This window comes from Bradyrhizobium sp. CIR48, assembly GCF_014198315.1.
GTDB lineage: Bacteria > Pseudomonadota > Alphaproteobacteria > Rhizobiales > Xanthobacteraceae > Bradyrhizobium.
In genome coordinates, this window is sequence record NZ_JACIHG010000001.1 from 170,326 (window position 1) to 186,077 (window position 15,752).

17 protein-coding genes are annotated in these 15,752 nt (G+C 64.2%); 9 read left to right on the forward strand and 8 right to left on the reverse strand.

Annotated features, from left to right (window positions below; genetic code table 11):
• Window positions 1-2: 2 nt before the first annotated feature.
• From GGD66_RS00825 to GGD66_RS00840, 4 genes are read left to right on the forward strand one after another with little or no spacing between them, the layout of a single operon-like run.
• Complete coding sequence (locus GGD66_RS00825; RefSeq protein ID WP_183256632.1) at window positions 3-692, forward strand: Fe2+-dependent dioxygenase; 690 nt, start codon at window positions 3-5, stop codon at window positions 690-692.
• A complete protein-coding gene (exbB, locus tag GGD66_RS00830; protein WP_183256633.1) occupies window positions 689-1,678 on the forward strand; it encodes a tonB-system energizer ExbB in 990 nt (329 codons plus the stop codon). Before GGD66_RS00825 ends, exbB begins: the two co-directional genes overlap by 4 nt.
• Before the next feature lie 3 nt (window positions 1,679-1,681).
• Window positions 1,682-2,140, forward strand: a complete 459-nt coding sequence (gene exbD / locus GGD66_RS00835; RefSeq protein ID WP_092252590.1) for a TonB system transport protein ExbD — start codon at window positions 1,682-1,684, stop codon at window positions 2,138-2,140.
• A gap of 9 nt (window positions 2,141-2,149) precedes the next feature.
• Window positions 2,150-2,962 carry an energy transducer TonB gene (locus GGD66_RS00840; protein ID WP_028145170.1) on the forward strand — a complete coding sequence of 271 codons (813 nt, stop codon included), beginning with the start codon at window positions 2,150-2,152 and terminating at the stop codon, window positions 2,960-2,962.
• Here the strand turns inward: GGD66_RS00840 and GGD66_RS00845 are convergent.
• From GGD66_RS00845 to GGD66_RS00855, 3 genes are all read right to left on the reverse strand, one after another.
• The gene (locus GGD66_RS00845; RefSeq protein WP_183257129.1) at window positions 2,950-3,372 is read right to left on the reverse strand and encodes a hypothetical protein; all 423 of its coding nucleotides are present in this window, start codon (window positions 3,370-3,372) and stop codon (window positions 2,950-2,952) included. The genes GGD66_RS00840 and GGD66_RS00845 overlap by 13 nt on opposite strands.
• Before the next feature lie 64 nt (window positions 3,373-3,436).
• Window positions 3,437-4,117 carry a site-2 protease family protein gene (locus GGD66_RS00850; protein WP_026202259.1) on the reverse strand — a complete coding sequence of 227 codons (681 nt, stop codon included), beginning with the start codon at window positions 4,115-4,117 and terminating at the stop codon, window positions 3,437-3,439.
• 75 nt (window positions 4,118-4,192) lie between these two features.
• Complete coding sequence (locus GGD66_RS00855) at window positions 4,193-5,056, reverse strand: LysR family transcriptional regulator (protein ID WP_092252594.1); 864 nt, start codon at window positions 5,054-5,056, stop codon at window positions 4,193-4,195.
• A gap of 89 nt (window positions 5,057-5,145) precedes the next feature.
• Here GGD66_RS00855 and GGD66_RS00860 point away from each other — a divergent pair, with 89 nt between their 5' ends.
• A complete protein-coding gene (locus GGD66_RS00860) occupies window positions 5,146-6,057 on the forward strand; it encodes a DMT family transporter (RefSeq protein ID WP_183231873.1) in 912 nt (303 codons plus the stop codon).
• 2 nt (window positions 6,058-6,059) lie between these two features.
• On the opposite strand, the gene GGD66_RS00865 is transcribed toward GGD66_RS00860, so the two are convergent.
• The 5 genes from GGD66_RS00865 to GGD66_RS00885 form a co-directional block, all read right to left on the reverse strand.
• The gene (locus tag GGD66_RS00865) at window positions 6,060-6,452 is read right to left on the reverse strand and encodes a GFA family protein (RefSeq protein ID WP_092252598.1); all 393 of its coding nucleotides are present in this window, start codon (window positions 6,450-6,452) and stop codon (window positions 6,060-6,062) included.
• Between the two features lie 7 nt (window positions 6,453-6,459).
• Entirely contained in the window at window positions 6,460-7,206 is a 747-nt protein-coding gene (locus GGD66_RS00870) for an SDR family NAD(P)-dependent oxidoreductase (RefSeq protein ID WP_183256634.1), read from the reverse strand.
• 17 nt (window positions 7,207-7,223) lie between these two features.
• A complete protein-coding gene (locus tag GGD66_RS00875) occupies window positions 7,224-7,955 on the reverse strand; it encodes an SDR family oxidoreductase (protein ID WP_018319829.1) in 732 nt (243 codons plus the stop codon).
• A gap of 135 nt (window positions 7,956-8,090) precedes the next feature.
• Window positions 8,091-9,920: an IlvD/Edd family dehydratase gene (locus GGD66_RS00880; RefSeq protein ID WP_018319830.1), complete on the reverse strand. Its 1,830-nt coding sequence runs from the start codon at window positions 9,918-9,920 to the stop codon at window positions 8,091-8,093.
• Window positions 9,921-10,042: 122 nt separating this feature from the next.
• On the reverse strand, window positions 10,043-11,143 hold the full coding sequence (locus GGD66_RS00885; RefSeq protein ID WP_092252602.1) for a LacI family DNA-binding transcriptional regulator: 1,101 nt from the start codon (window positions 11,141-11,143) through the stop codon (window positions 10,043-10,045).
• A gap of 202 nt (window positions 11,144-11,345) precedes the next feature.
• On the opposite strand from GGD66_RS00885, the gene GGD66_RS00890 reads away from it, so the two are divergent.
• The 4 genes from GGD66_RS00890 (at window position 11,346) to GGD66_RS00905 (ending at window position 15,725) form a co-directional block, all read left to right on the forward strand.
• Window positions 11,346-12,413 carry an ABC transporter ATP-binding protein gene (locus GGD66_RS00890; protein WP_091954325.1) on the forward strand — a complete coding sequence of 356 codons (1,068 nt, stop codon included), beginning with the start codon at window positions 11,346-11,348 and terminating at the stop codon, window positions 12,411-12,413.
• A 46-nt stretch (window positions 12,414-12,459) separates the two neighbouring features.
• On the forward strand, window positions 12,460-13,779 hold the full coding sequence (locus GGD66_RS00895; protein ID WP_018319833.1) for an ABC transporter substrate-binding protein: 1,320 nt from the start codon (window positions 12,460-12,462) through the stop codon (window positions 13,777-13,779).
• Window positions 13,780-13,879: 100 nt separating this feature from the next.
• Window positions 13,880-14,797 (forward strand): carbohydrate ABC transporter permease, encoded by a 918-nt coding sequence (locus tag GGD66_RS00900; RefSeq protein ID WP_177236940.1) that lies wholly within the window; start codon window positions 13,880-13,882, stop codon window positions 14,795-14,797.
• Window positions 14,790-15,725: a carbohydrate ABC transporter permease gene (locus tag GGD66_RS00905; RefSeq protein WP_018319835.1), complete on the forward strand. Its 936-nt coding sequence runs from the start codon at window positions 14,790-14,792 to the stop codon at window positions 15,723-15,725. Before GGD66_RS00900 ends, GGD66_RS00905 begins: the two co-directional genes overlap by 8 nt.
• The last annotated feature ends 27 nt before the right edge of the window (window positions 15,726-15,752 follow it).

Below are 15,752 nucleotides of genomic sequence, written 5' to 3' on the forward strand. Positions count from 1 at the left end.
TCATGTTGACGTGCCTGCCAGGCGTTCTCAGCAAGGATGATGTGGCGGATTTCCGCCGCATCATGGACGCCAGCGAATGGGAGGATGGCCGGTCCACCGCCGGCGCGCAGTCGGCGATGGTCAAGCGCAACGAGCAATTGCCGCCCGATAGCGAAGTCGCGCGAAAACTCGGCAACCGCATCATCTCGGCGCTGACATCGAACCCGCGCTTCATCGCGGCGGCTATACCGCTCCAGATCTTCCCGCCGCTGTTCAACCGCTATGCGGCGGATAGCGGCCACCATTTCGGCCTGCATGTCGACAATGCGATCCGCGGCGACCGTCTGACCGGCCTTCGCATCCGCACGGACCTCTCGGTGACGCTGTTCCTCGCCGAGCCGGAAGAGTACGACGGTGGCGAACTTGTGATCGAGGACACTTACGGCTCGCACGAAGTCAAGTTGCCAGCCGGCGACTGCGTGCTCTACCCCTCGACCAGCCTCCACCTCGTCACGCCGGTGACCAGGGGAACACGGGTTGCGTCTTTCTTCTGGCTTCAGAGCATGATACGGGACGGTCAAGCCCGGAGCATGATCTTCGACCTCGACACCGCGATTCAGGCGCTGGTGGACCGGCTCGGGCGTGACGATCCCGAAACGGTCAAATTGACGGGTATCTATCACAACCTCATTCGCTACTGGGCCGAAGTATGAAGACCATGACCTTCCAAGCAAGCCTTGCCGCAGCCTTGATGCTGGCGGCCGCCTGGCTCGCATCCCCCGTTTCCGCCCAGACACAACCCCCCTCGGCACCGGCGCAGTCGACGGCTCAGCCGGCCCCGGTCGCTCCGGCTCCGGCGGCGCCCGCGGCGACCACGCCTGCGGTCCCGGCGCCTTCGGCTTCGACGGCAGCCACCCCGGTCCCTCCGACGGCGCCCTCCGCGGCCGCCGTTTCGACCACCGCCAAGCCTGATGCCAGGTCCGATGCCGCGGCCGGCATCGCGCCGGCGATGAAGGAATTGTCGCCCTGGGTGATGTTCATGTCGGCGGACGTCATCGTGAAGGCGGTGATGATCGGGCTCGCCTTCGCATCGCTGATGACATGGACCGTCTTCATCGCCAAGTCGATCGAGCTGTCGGTCGCATCCTCCAAGCTTCGTTCTGCGCTGAAGAAGGTTGCGGAGACGCGCTCCCTCGCCGAAGCGCAGATGGCGCTCGGAGCCAAGGAGGGTATCCTGCCGTCGTTCCTGACGGCGGCCCTGCGTGAGGCGCGGATGTCGGCCGGCCTGTCCAGCGACGCCGGTATCAAGGAGCGCGCAGCCTCCAGCTTTTCCGAGATCGTGCGCGCCGAGGCGCGGCGGATCCGCATCGGCATGGGCGTGCTTGCGACCATCGGCTCGACCTCGCCCTTCGTCGGCCTGTTCGGCACGGTCTGGGGCATCATGAACAGCTTCATCGGCATCTCGAAGTCGCAGACCACGAACCTTGCCGTCGTCGCGCCCGGCATCGCCGAAGCGCTGCTCGCCACGGCGATCGGCCTCGTCGCCGCCATTCCCGCCGTCATCATCTACAATCACTTCTCGCGCGTGACGAAGGGCTATCTCGAGCTCGTCAGCCGCGCCTCGGGTGCGGCGGCGCGGCTGCTCTCGCGCGATCTCGACCGCAGCCACGGCAGCGTGCATTCGCGCGCAGCGGAGTGAGCCATGGGCGTTTCGCTCGCAGACAACGACGGCGACGACGACGATTTCTCGGAAACGCATGACATCAACGTCACGCCGTTCATCGACGTCATCCTGGTGCTGCTGATCATCTTCATGGTCGCAGCGCCGCTCTCCACGGTCGACCTGCCGATCGATTTGCCGACGTCGAGCGCGACGCCGCAGAAGAAGCCGGACAAGCCGACCTATCTCAGCATCAAGCCCGATCTGACGCTTGCCCTCGGGGAGAACCCCGTTCACCGGGCCGAGCTGATCGGGACGCTCGACGGACTGTCCGACATGAGCAAGGACAAGTACGTCTTCCTGCGCGCCGATCGTTCGGTGCCGTACGGGGAGTTGATGGGCGTCATGGAGCTCCTGCGCTCAGGCGGCTATACGCGGGTGAAACTGGTGGCGCTGGAAGGCGCACCGGGAGCGCCTGCGGCAGGCACCGCTCAGCCTTAGAGGCCCGCTATGTCGGACGAACACAGACCATCCCGGAAGCTCTGGATCCTGGCGGCGGTGGCCGCGCTCGTGCTCCATCTGGGCGGTGCTGCGCTCGCGCTGGCTCATTTGCGTGCTGACGACGACGGCGATGGCCTCGGTGCGAACGGTGCGGAATTCGCCGTGGAGATGGCATCGCCCAAGGCGCCCGAAACCGATCTGCCGCCCGGGCCCGACAGCGAAGCGATGCAGGAGCAGCAGGCGCTTCCCGAGCAAAAGGCCGAGACCAAGGAGACGGAGCTTCCGAAGGACCAGTCGCAGCAGGTCGAGGATCCCGATCGCGTCGTGACCGAGAACAACGCGAAGAAGCCGACGGAAGACGATCCGAAGATTCAGGCGGTCGAAACGCCGGCCGCCGAGGCCTCGCCGAAATCGGTTGCGACGGCACGGCAGACGCTCGAGGAGGACGCGCGCGAGGCCGAGAAGGCGCTGGCGCCCGTCATCGGCATCGGCAAGGACATCCTGAAGCTGACCGCCGACTGGAACCGCAAGATCAGCGCGCATTTGTCGCTGCACAAGATCAATCCGGAAGGCAAGCAGCCCAATAACCAGAAGGTCAAGGTGAGCTTCGCGATCAACCGGAAGGGCAACGTGCTGTCGGTGGATGTCGTGGAGTCATCCGGGGATTCAGCCTACGACGCGGCCGCGGTCTCGATTGTCCGCAAGTCCGATCCGATCCCGCAGCCGCCTGCCGGGCTGACCGAGGATCGGTTCGAGCGGACCGTCGATATCATCTTCACGCCGGCCGACGCGAAAAAGAAGAAGACGGCTCAGCGCCAGTAGAGCCGGATCCCGACATAGACGACGACGAGGCAGGCGAAGATCAGCGCCACCGGAAGCGGCCGTTTCTGGGTTCCAGCTGCCGCGCCAGCCCCGAAAAAGCTGGTCGTCTTTGGCTTCGGCGCCGGGCGGCGGAAAGCGGTAACATTGTCCGCCGCTGCTTCAGGCGGGCGAGGGCGGACGTCGGGTGCCGTTCCCGCGCCGCCCATCTCGGCATAATAGGCATTGTAGATCGCACCGATGGTCGCCTCGGTGGCCTCGCCCTCGCTCATCTGCGCCAGCAGGTTCTGGTAGCTCGCCAGAAACTCCTGGGCCTCCGGTGGGAGCGCGGACGCCCCATTGAGCTTGGCCATCATCTTCCAGGTGGCAAAATCGGCGCGGGCGCGGGTGTCCGCGCGTCGCGCGATCAGCATATCGGCAGCTTTGACCAAGTCGGCCTCTGGCCCTTCGGCTTAAAGTTCGGGTGCGGTTGTTCAACTACGCATTGCCGGTCAGGAAGAGAACAGCCTGAATCACATAACCGGTCAACGTTCGCAGTATTACTGAAATAACATCAAGATTTAGACCGAACTGGGAACCTGCAAGGGGCAGCAGGATCAACAGGCCGATCAGGATCAGCATCCCGAACGGCTCGAGCCGGGCCAGCGGCATGGCGAGCGGGCGCGGCAACAGCCCGACCGCGACGCGCCCGCCATCGAGCGGCGGGATCGGCATCATGTTGAAGACCGCGAGGATGGCGTTGATGATGAGCGCATTCTTGAGGTTGTCGGCGACCCATTTCGCCGAGCTTGCGGGGACAAGGGGCAGGGCGTGGAAGGCGAGGGCCACTGCAAGCGCCAGCAGTATGTTGGTGACAGGCCCCGCCAATGCCACCCAGACCATGTCCAGTTTGGGGTTGTTCAGCTTGCGGAAGTTGACCGGCACCGGCTTGGCATAGCCGAACAGGAACGGCGAGTGCGCGAACAGCAGCATCGCCGGCAGGATCAGGGTGCCGAACGGGTCAATATGCCTGATGGGGTTGAAGCTGACGCGGCCGAGCTGTGCGGCTGTGTTGTCGCCAAGCCGGTCGGCGACGAAGGCGTGCGCGGCCTCGTGGAAGGTGATGGCAAGCACCAGCGGCAGCACCCAGACGGAAAGGTCATAAAAGGAAATGTTCACGGCTCGTCCGTCCTGGTTTGCCTGCGCGCTTCGCAAAGCAGGCCGTATAGGGCCACAATCCTTCACGATCTAGCGTTATATGGCGCCCAATTCCGAAATTGCCCGTTGCAAATGATCTGCAAGGAGGGCGCCTGCGGTCGACAGGTCGTTCGCGCGGTGGAGGCGGATCTCCGCCGCCGGCAACGGCGGCATGCCGTCACGATCGGACAGCGCACGAAGGCTCGGCGGCAAGGTCCCGGCCTTTACCACCGTCACTGCGAGACCTTGAGCCGCGATCGTCTCGACCGCAGCGAGCGTCCGGCTGACATAGGCGAGACGCCAGGGCAGGTCCGCGGCGTCGAGCGCTTCCGCAGCCCACTGGCGAAACAGACAGCCCGGCGGGTAGAGCGCCATGGGAAGGGGACACTGCGCCGCTGTCCGATAGGATGGGGCGGCGGCCCAGACCGCCTGTTCGCGCCTCAATAACTCGCCATCGCCGCATCCTTGTGGATGCATGGCGATGACGAGGTCGTAGGCCTCGCCGAGCCGCGCCGGCATCGTCGCGGTCAATCCCGTCTCGATCTCGACCCTGACCAGTGGATGGTGCCTGGCAAAGCTCGCCAGCAGGGGCGGAATGACGATGGTGCCGTAATCGTCCATCACGCCGAGACGGACGACGGCGTCGGCCTTGCGTGCGCGGAGCGCCCCGACGGCCTCCGCGTTGAGTGCGAGAATGCGCCGCGCATAAGCGCGCAACTCTTCGCCCGTCGCGGTCGGCACGACCCCAGCCCTGGTGCGCTGAAACAGCTTGGTGCCAAGCCGCTCCTCCAGCCGCCTGATCTGGACGCTCACCGCCGATTGCGTGCGATTGAGCACATCGGCCGCGCGCGTGAACGAACGATGCTCGTCGACCGCGAGAAACGCCTTCAGCAGCTCGGGATCGAGATCGGGTGCGCTCATGACGAAAACTTATCCCAGCATCACGGAAATTCCATTCCCTGTTTCGGCGTGCCTCGTATGCTGCCTTCGAAGTATCGACGGGAGGAAGCGTGGGCGAAATCTCCGGCGTTCTGGCCGCCATGCTGTCGAGCGGTCTTGGCGGCACCTCGATCGGCGCCACGCGCTATCTCGTGAGCAACCTCGACCCGCTGGCGATCGGTTCGTTCCGCTTCGGCATCGGCTTTCTCCTGCTGTTACCACTGACGCTGCTGCGCGCAGATCGCTGGCCACTGCGAGGGGACTGGGCCGCCGCAATCGGGCTCGGCATGCTGTTCTTCGTTTTGTTTCCGATCCTGTTCAATGCATCGTTGATCTTCACGACTGCCGCGCGCGGGGCGCTCGCCTTATCCACGCTGCCGCTGTTATCCCTCGTGATCGGCGCCGCGCTCGGTGCCGAAGCGCTGACCTGGCGCAAATCGATCGGCGTGGTGATTGCGACATTGGGTGTTGCTGTAGCGCTTCTCTCCGACCTGACCTCGGCACCGCCGGGCGCCTGGCGCGGTGATCTCCTGATGATGGCGGCCGCACTGTGCATGGCACTGTATGGTATCTGGTCGAAGCCACTGATCCGGCGCTCCAGCCCGATCGCCTTCACCACCATGAGCATGGCGGCGGGCGCTGCCTGCCTCATCCTGCTCTCTTGGATCCGCGGTAGCTTTGCGCCGGTCGCGGGCTTCGGCGCGCCGCAATGGCTGGCGGCTCTCTATCTCGGTGCATTCGGCGCGGCGCTGACCTTCTATCTCTGGGCTTTCGCGCTGGAGCGGACGACGCCGACGCGTGTCGCGATCTCGGTGACGGTCAACCCGATCACGGCGTCGCTGGTCGGCGCTTGGCTGCTGAACGAGCCGTTGCGCTGGAATCTGGCGGCCGGCATCGTCGCGGTGTTTGGCGGGATCTGGATCGCGACGACAACGGGCCGGCGGGCGCCGGCGGCAAGCGCGTCTGCGTCAGGCCAAGCCTGACATCACGCCGGGATCGTTCCCGGATATTGCACCAGGCCGTCGTCGAGCTTCAGCCAGATCGGCTTCTCCGAGACCCAGATGTGCTCGGTCGGCGCGAAGGCATTGCGATCATCGAACACGGAGAGGGCGACGCCCGCGAGCGTGCCGTTGCGCCGCCAGGCGAACAGGCGGGTGCCGCAGCGTTTGCAGAACACGCGGTCGATCGCCTCGGACGATGCATAGCGCTCGGTCTCGCCTTCGACGCTCAGCGCGCGCTGGTCGAACTGCGCGCGGGCGAAGAAGGGCGAGCCCATCGCCTTCTGACAGTTGCGGCAATGGCAGACGCGAACGTTGAGCGGCTCGCCCTCCGCCTTGAACCGGACCGCGCCGCACAGGCATCCGCCTTCCCGGATCATGCTGCCCTCAATAGGTTGCGCGTCCGCCCGAGATGTCGAACACCGCGCCGGTCGAGAAGGCGCAGTCCTCGGACGCGAGCCAGGCCACCATCGCGGCGAGCTCTTCGACCAGCACGAAGCGCCCCTTCGGGATCTTCGACAGCATGAAGTCGATATGCTGCTGCGTCATCTGGTCGAAGATCGCGGTCTTGGCCGCGGCCGGCGTCACCGCGTTGACGAGGATGTCATGCGCGGCGAGCTCCTTGCCGAGCGACTTTGTCAGCGCGATCAGGCCGGCCTTGGACGCCGAATAGTGCGAGGCGTTCGGGTTGCCTTCCTTGCCGGCGATCGAGGCGATGTTCACGATGCGCCCGTATTTCTGCTTGAGCATCGCGGGCACGATGGCCTTGCAGACGATGAAGGGACCGTCGAGGTTGATGCGCAGCACCTTGCGCCATTCCTCGAGGTCGGTTTCCCAGACCGGCTTGTTGACGCCGGCGATGCCGGCATTGTTGACGAGGATGTCGATCTTGCCGAACGCGGCGAGCGTCGCATCGCGCGCCTGCTCGACGGCCGCGGTGTCGGTGACATCGACCTTGAAGACCTTGGTCTTGCCGCCGATCTCTTTCGCCGTCTTCTCGGCCAGCGCGGAGTCAAAATCCCAGATCGCGACCTTGGCGCCGGAGGCGGTGAGGCGCTCGGTGATGGCGCGGCCAAAGCCCTGCGCGCCGCCGGTGACGATGGCGACGCGGCCGTTGAGGTCGATCTTGTTCATGCCGGGTGCCTCTGGGATCAGAGCATGTAGCCGCCGTCGACGACGAGGTCGACGCCGGTGGTGAAGGCGCTCTCGTCGCTGCCGAGATAGACCGCCATGGATGCGATCTCGTCGGCGGTGCCGAGCCGGCCCATCTTCTGGCGGGAGATGAACATCTCCTTGCCTTGCGGTCCCTGCGCGGCGGCGCGGTCGAGCATCGAGGGCGTCTCGACGGTGCCGGGGCAGATCGAGTTGCAGCGGATGCCCTTGGTGATGAAATCGAGCGCGACCGCACGCGATAGCAGCGACACTGCCGCCTTCGACGAGCTGTAGACGTAGCGGTTCGCCGGCGGCCTCAAGGCCGCGCAGGAGGAGATGTTGACGATGCTGCCGCCGCCGCCCGCGATCATGTCGGGCAGGAAGGCCCTGATGGTCCGGTGCATCGATTTGACGTTGAGGTCGAACGAGAAATCGAAATCCTCTTCCGAGCATTCCAGGATGGTGCCGTGATGCACGAAGCCGGCCGCGTTGAGCAGGATGTCGATTTTGCCGATACGCTTGGCGAAGGCGTTGACGTCGGCGGTGTTGCGGACGTCGAGCTTTGCGACCTCGGCGATGCCTTCCTTGGTCAGGCCGGCGATGCCGGCTTCATTGATGTCGGTGGCGATGACGGTTGCGCCTTCACGCGCGAATGCGAGGGCGCATGCGCGCCCGATGCCGGCGGCCGCAGCCGTGACGACGGCGCGTTTGCCCTTGAGGCGGTCTGCCATTTTCTTGTTCTCCTCGATTTCTTCATTGCCGTGACGCCGTAGCCCGGATGGAGCGCCAGCGTAATCCGGGATCCTGCGTTCGCGGATGGTGAACCCGGATTTCGCTACGCTCCATCCGGGCTACGGGTGCCCAGTTCAGTGATTATCCCGCGCCACACCAAACGTGCCGGCGACGTTCTGGTAGCGTGTGGCGAGTTCCATGCAGGCGCCGGTCGATTGCTGGCCGACAGTGTTGCGATAGATCTCCTGCCACGGCGTCTGGTTCTGCGGATGCTTGAAGCCGCCATTGGCCTTGAGCTCGGCGTGACGCTTCTTCAGCTCCTCGTCCGAGATCAGGATGTTGGCGCTGCCCTTGTTGAGGTCGACGCGGACCTTGTCGCCGGTCTTGAGGACCGCAAGCCCGCCATTGGCGGCAGCTTCCGGCGAGGCGTTCAGGATCGAGGGCGAGCCCGAGGTGCCGGACTGGCGGCCGTCGCCTATGCAGGGCAGGGACAGGATACCGCGTTTGATCAGCGCTGCCGGGGGCTGCATGTTCACGACCTCGGCTCCACCAGGATAGCCGATCGGCCCGGTGCCGCGGATGAACAACACGCAGTGCTCGTCGATATCGAGCGAGGCGTCGTCGATCCGCTCGTGATAGTCCTCCGGACCCTCGAACACGATGGCGCGGCCCTCGAATGCGTTGGGGTCTTTCGGATTGCTGAGATAGCGATCGCGGAATTCCTTGGAGATCACTGAGGTCTTCATGATCGCGGAATCGAACAGATTGCCCTTCAGCACCAGGAAGCCGGCGTCCTTCACCAGCGGCTTGTCGTAAGCCCAGATCACGTCGTTGTCGGGGACCGGCGCGTCCTTGCAGTTCTCGCCGATGCCGCGGCCGTTGACGGTGACGGCGTCCTCATGGATGCGCTTGTGCTTCATCAACTCGCGCACCACCGCAGGTACGCCGCCGGCACGGTGGAATTCCTCGCCGAGATAGAAGCCGGCCGGCTGCATGTTGACCAGGAGCGGCACGTCGTGGCCGACCTTCTGCCAGTCCTCGATGGTGAGCTCGACGCCGATGTGGCGGGCCAGCGCGTTGATGTGGATCGGCGCGTTGGTCGAGCCGCCGATCGCCGAATTGATCACGATGCAGTTCTCGAACGCCTTGCGGGTCAGGATGTCCGAGGGCTTGAGGTCTTCCCAGACCATCTCGACGGCGCGCTTGCCGGTTTCGTAGGCGATCTGGCCGCGCTCGCGGTAGGGGGCGGGGATCGCCGCGCACCCCGGCAGCGAGAAGCCGAGCGCTTCGGCAAGACCGTTCATGGTCGAGGCGGTGCCCATGGTGTTGCAATGGCCGACCGAGGGTGCCGACGAGGCCACGATCTCCATGAACTCTTCATAGTCGATCTCGCCCGCGGCGAGCCGCTCGCGCGACTTCCAGACGATGGTGCCCGAGCCGGTGCGTTCGCCGGCATGCCAGCCGTTGAGCATCGGGCCGCCCGACAGCACGATCGCGGGCAGGTTGACGGTCGCAGCCGCCATCATGCAGGCCGGCGTGGTCTTGTCGCAGCCGGTGGTGAGCACGACGCCGTCGAGCGGATAGCCGTAGAGGATCTCGACCAGGCCGAGATAGGCGAGGTTGCGGTCGAGCGCGGCGGTCGGGCGCTTGCCGGTCTCCTGGATCGGATGGGTCGGGAATTCCATCGCGATGCCGCCGGCCTCGCGGATGCCCTCGCGGACGCGGTGGGCCAGCTCGATATGGTGGCGGTTGCAGGGAGAGAGGTCGTTGCCGGTCTGGGCGATGCCGATGATCGGCTTGCCGGATTGCAGCTCGGCACGGGTGAGGCCGTAATTGAGGTAGCGCTCCATGTAGAGCGCCGTCATGCCCGGATTATGCGGGTTGTTGAACCATTCCTGGGAGCGAAGGTGGCGTCGGGAGCCGTTGCCGGCGGGCGCATGCCCATTGGTCGGTTTTTTTGTCATTGGTTTCTCCTGCAATGCAAACGCACTGGCGTCCGTCCTAGGGTGTCGGCTTGTGCGATGCCCAACGGCGCGAATGACGGATCGCTGGCCCGCTGGCGGGTCGTTTCCTCACAAATGCGATACTAGTCATGGCTACTTGGTAACGCTACCATTTTGTTCGCCGTGCCCACGCCCGAGACAGTCGGCCGGCTGTCTGAATGGCGCGGCGACGAGCTTTGCCGCTCGATCACCCGGAAGCCGAGATCGAGCACCGGCTGCTCCGGGCGCCGTCCGTCGATCGCCTCGATCAGCATGGTGGCGGCCGTTTTGCCCATCTCGTAGCGGTTGGTGCGCACGCTGGTAAGGGTGGGGACGGCGGAGGCCATGAATTCGAGGTCGTTGAAGCCGACGATCGCGATCTGCTCGGGGACAGCGATCTCCCGGCGCCGGCATTCGAACAGCACGCCGAGCGCAAGGTCGTCATTGGCACAGAACACCGCATCGAGATTCGGCTCGCGCGCCAGGAGATCGGTGAACAGCGCGCCGCCCAGCGTCACCGAGGTCGGTGTCGCCGTGGTGACGACGAGGCGCTGCTCGAACAGTGCGGCATCCTTCATCGCCGAGACATATCCGTCCAGCCGCCGCTGCACCCGCGGGTCCATGCGCGCACCGACGAAGCCGATCTTGCGGCGGCCCTGCTCGAACAGGTGCGCAACCGCTGCGCGGGCTGCATCATAGTGCGAAAAGCCGATCATCATGTCGACCGGGTCGGGGCCGATCTCCATGATCTGCACGATCGGGCAATCGGCGGCCTCCAGCATGGCGCGCGATTCCGTGGTCTGGTCGATGCCGGTGACGATCAGCCCGGCCGGCTTCTGCGCCAGAAACAGTCGCAGCAGCTTCTCTTCCTGGAGGATGCTGTAGCGCGTGTTGGACAGCTGGATCGAGTAACGGCTGCCTTCGGACGCGTCGTAGATGCCGCGCAGCACGTCCGAGAACACGTTGTTGGTGAGGGAGGGGATCAAGACACCGATCACCTCGGTGCGTTGCGAGGCCAGCGCGCGGGCCGCAAGGTTCGGCACATAGCCGAGCTCCTTGGCGGCGCTCTCGACCCGTGTCCGCTTGGCAACCGAGAGGGCCTCCGGATTACGGAAGAAGCGGGACGCCGTAATCGGGCTGACGCCGGCAAGCTCGGCGACTTCCGCCAGCCGGATCTTGCCTGACTTGGTGCGTTTTCGACCCATTTGCTGCTCTTAACACAGTCAGTCCCGCAAACAAAGGAACGTTGACAGCGCTACCAGCAACGACTAACCAAAGACAAATTGCCAAAACCGCACAAACTGCCGACAATGTTGCCCGCTAAGATCGGGCCGAGTTCGGTGAAGTCTGAAAAAACAAGACGGTCGCGGCGCTAGAGGCGCCGTGGACTTTCGAGGAGGGAGCTAGATGTCGTCTGTGCAAATCCGCGACGTGCGGAAATCGTTCGGCAATTTTGAAGTCCTGCACGGCGTGACTGTACCGATTGAGGACGGCCAGTTCGTCGTTCTGGTCGGCCCCTCCGGCTGCGGCAAGTCGACGCTTCTGCGCATGCTCGCCGGTCTCGAGAACATCACCTCCGGCACGATCTCGATCGGCGACCGCGTCGTCAACAATGTCCAGCCCAAGGAGCGGGACATTGCGATGGTGTTCCAGAACTACGCGCTCTATCCGCACATGACGGTCGCCGACAACATGGGCTTCTCGCTGAAGCTGCGGAATGCGGGCGCCGACGAGATCAACAAGCGCGTCAAGCGCGCCGCCGAGATCCTCGCGCTGTCGCCGCTGCTCGATCGCTATCCGCGCCAGCTCTCCGGCGGCCAGCGGCAGCGCGTCGCGATGGGCCGCGCCATCGTGCGCGACCCGCAGGTCTTCCTGTTCGACGAGCCCTTGTCCAACCTCGACGCCAAGCTGCGCGTCGCCATGCGCACCGAGATCAAGGAGCTGCACCAGCGGCTGAAGACGACGACCGTCTACGTCACCCACGACCAGATCGAAGCCATGACCATGGCCGACAAGATCGTCGTCATGCATGACGGCATCGTCGAGCAGATGGGCACGCCGCTCGAGCTCTATGACAAGCCCGACAACCAGTTCGTCGCCGGCTTCATCGGCTCGCCCGCGATGAACTTCCTGAAGGGACATGTGCGCGTCAACGGCGTTGCGACCTTCGAGGGGCCGAACGGCGTCAAGCTGCCGCTCAAGACCGCGCCCGCGGCCTCCGACGGCCGTCCCGCTGTCTACGGCGTGCGGCCCGAACATTTCACCATTGCCGACGACGGCGCCGAAGCCGAGATCATCGTGGTCGAGCCGACCGGCTCGGAGACGCAGGTGTTCGCCAAGATCGGCGGCGAGCAGGTCGTCGCGGTCTTCCGCGAACGCCACCAGTTCAATCCGGGCGACAAGGTCCGGCTGAAGCCGGACCCGTCACTGGTGCATCTGTTCGACGAGGCGACGGGCAAGCGCCTGAACGCGTAGCGTAAGTTTAAGTCAAGACAATAAAAAGCATCACAGGGAGGACGACATGCAAGACTTTACCCGCCGGACTCTGCTTCAAGGCGGAACGGCACTGGCTGCGACCGGCATGCTGACCGGGCCGGCACTGTTCGATTTCGCCAAGGCCTGGGCGCAGAGCGCGCCCTGGAAGGCGGAGCCTGGCGCCAAGCTGACCGTGATGCGGTGGAAGCGCTTCGTGCCGGCTGAGGACGATGCGTTCAACGCAATGGTCGCGGCGTTCAAGGCGGCCACCGGCACCGAGATGAACGTGTTCAGCGAATCCTTCGAGGATGTGCAGCCGAAGGCTTCGGTTGCGGCCAATACCGGCTCCGGGCTCGATCTCGCCTGGGGCCTGCACACGCTGCCGCAGCTGTTCCCCACCAAAGTGCTGAAGATGAACGACGTCGCCGATTATCTCGGCAAGAAATACGGCGGCTGGACCGATGCGGCCGCCAAGACCTGCAAGCAAGGCAATGACTGGCTCGGCATTCCCGTCGCCACCAACGGCGGTTACATGACGTACCGCAAGTCGGCGCTCGACAAGGCGGGGTTCAAGGAATTCCCGAAGGACTTCCCCAGCTTCCTCGAGATGTGCAAGGCGCTGAAGGCGAACAACACGCCGGCCGGCTTCGCTCTCGGGCACGCCTCGGGCGACGGCAATTCGTGGCTGCACTGGGTGCTGTGGGGCCACGGCGCCTACACGGTCGACCAGAACGACAAGATCATCATCAATTCGCCGGAGACGGCAAAGGCGCTTGAATATTGCAAGTCGCTGTACGATGCCTTCATCCCGGGCACCGCGTCCTGGAACGATTCCTCCAACAACAAGGCGTTCCTCGCCGGCGAGCTCTATTGCACGGCGAACGGCATCTCGATCTACGTCGCCGCCAAGACCGATGCGAGCAAGAAGGAGCTCGCCGAGGACACCTATCACGCGCTCTGGCCGGTCGGACCGGTCGGCAAGCCGACCGAGCTGCAGCTTGCGCTGCCGATCCTCGCCTTCAACTTCACCAAATATCCGAATGCGGCGAAGGCCTTCGTCGCCTTCATGCTGGAGAAGGAGAACTACGAGAAGTGGCTGGACGGCGCGCAGGGCTATCTCACGCAGACCTTGAACGCTTATGAGTCGGCGCCGATCTGGACGGCGGATCCCAAGAATGCCGTGTTCTCGCAGGCCTCCAAGCGCACTCTCCCGGCGGCCGGTATCGGTTCGGTCGGCGAAAAGGCGGCGACGGCCATCGCCGACTTCATCGTCGTCGACATGTTCGCCAACTACTGCACCGGCACCAAGGATGCGAAGGGCGCGATGGCGGAAGCCGAGCGCCAGCTGAAGCGCATCTACCGCTGAGCGTCACGGGGCGGGCGGCCATTCGGCCGCCCGCTCGTCAACATTTCGATCAGGGATATCGGGCATGGCTGATGTCGCAATTCCCCGGGCCAAGCCTCAGATGAGCGAGGACAGCGCCTGGACCCAGCTCAAACACAATCGCAACTGGCTCGGCTTCTGGTTCATGGTGCCGGCCATGGCCTTCCTGATCTTTTTCCTGGCTTATCCGCTGGGCCTAGGCATCTGGTTGTCCTTCACCGACACCCGCATCGGCAGGGTCGGGCACTTCGTCGCCACCGAGAACTATGAGTGGTTGTGGGATGATTCCATCTTCTGGCTGTCGGTGTTCAACACGCTGCTCTACACCTTCATCGCCAGCGCTCTCAAATTCGCGATCGGACTTTATCTCGCGCTGCTGCTGAACGAGAACATGCCGTTCAAGGCGATGTTGCGCGCGATGGTCCTGATCCCCTTCATCGTGCCGACGGTGCTCTCGGCGCTGGCGTTCTGGTGGATCTTCGATTCGCAATTCTCCATCATCTCCTGGTCGCTGAGGCATCTCGGCCTGATCGACCAGAACATCAACTTCCTCGGCGACACGACCTGGGCACGCATTTGCGTGATATTCGCCAATATCTGGCGCGGCGTGCCGTTCGTCGCGATCACGCTGCTGGCCGGCTTGCAGACGGTGTCGCCCTCGCTCTATGAAGCCGCAACGCTCGACGGCGCCACGCGCTGGCAGAATTTCCGCTTCATCACCTATCCGCTGCTGACGCCGATCATCGCCGTCGTGATGACCTTCTCGGTGCTGTTCACCTTCACCGACTTCCAGCTGATCTGGGCGATGACGCGCGGCGGACCGGTCAACGCCACCCATCTGATGGCGACGCTGTCCTACCAGCGCGCGATCATCGCCGGGCAGCTGGGCGAGGGCGCCGCGATCTCGAGCGCCATGATCCCGTTCCTGCTCGCCGCAATCATGGTCTCGTGGTTCGGCCTCCAGCGCAGGAAATGGCAGCAGGGAGAGAACAATGACTGATCTGCCCACCAGGTCCGTTGATCTCAAGGCCGTGCTATCGGGATCCTCTCCCACGGTGGCGAAGGACGATCACAGCGAGGGCATGAGCTATCTGCAGTCGGTGCCGCGCCGGATGGTGACGCTGTACCTGCCGCTCGCGATCATCGTCATCGTTCTGCTGTTCCCGTTCTACTGGATGGCGCTGACCTCGGTGAAGCCGGACGAGCAGTTGCTCGATCTCGACAGGTACAACCCGTTCTGGACCTGGAATCCGACCTTCAAGCATTTCCACAAGCTGCTGTTCGAGAGCTACTACCCGTACTGGCTCTGGAACACGATGTACGTGGCCGTCTGCGCGACGGTGCTTTCGATCATCGCGTCGGTGTTGGCTGCCTACGCCATCGTGCGCTTGCGCTACAAGGGCGCCAATCTCGTCGGCGGGCTGATCTTCCTCGCTTATCTGGTGCCGCCGTCGATCCTGTTCATCCCGCTCGCCACCGTCGTGTTCCAGTACGGGCTGTTCGACTCGCCGCTGGCGTTGATCCTGACCTATCCGACCATCCTGATCCCGTTCTCGACCTGGCTGCTGATGGGCTATTTCAAGACCATCCCGTTCGAGCTCGAGGAATGCGCGCTGATCGACGGGGCGAGCCGCTGGCAGATCCTGGTCAAGATCGTTCTGCCGCTCGCAATCCCCGGCCTGATCTCGGCCTTCATCTTCTGCTTCACGCTGTGCTGGAACGAGTTCATCTACGCGTTGACCTTCCTGCAGTCGACCAGCAACAAGACGGTGCCGGTCGCGATCGTCAACGAGTTCGTGGACGGTGACATCTACCGCTGGGGTTCGCTGATGGCCGGAGCCTTGGCCGGCTCGCTGCCGCTCGTCATCCTTTACGCCTTCTTCGTGGAGCATTATGTGTCCGCGATGACCGGCGCCGTGAAGGAATAATCGCGGGGTCTGCCACGGAGCGCGCCG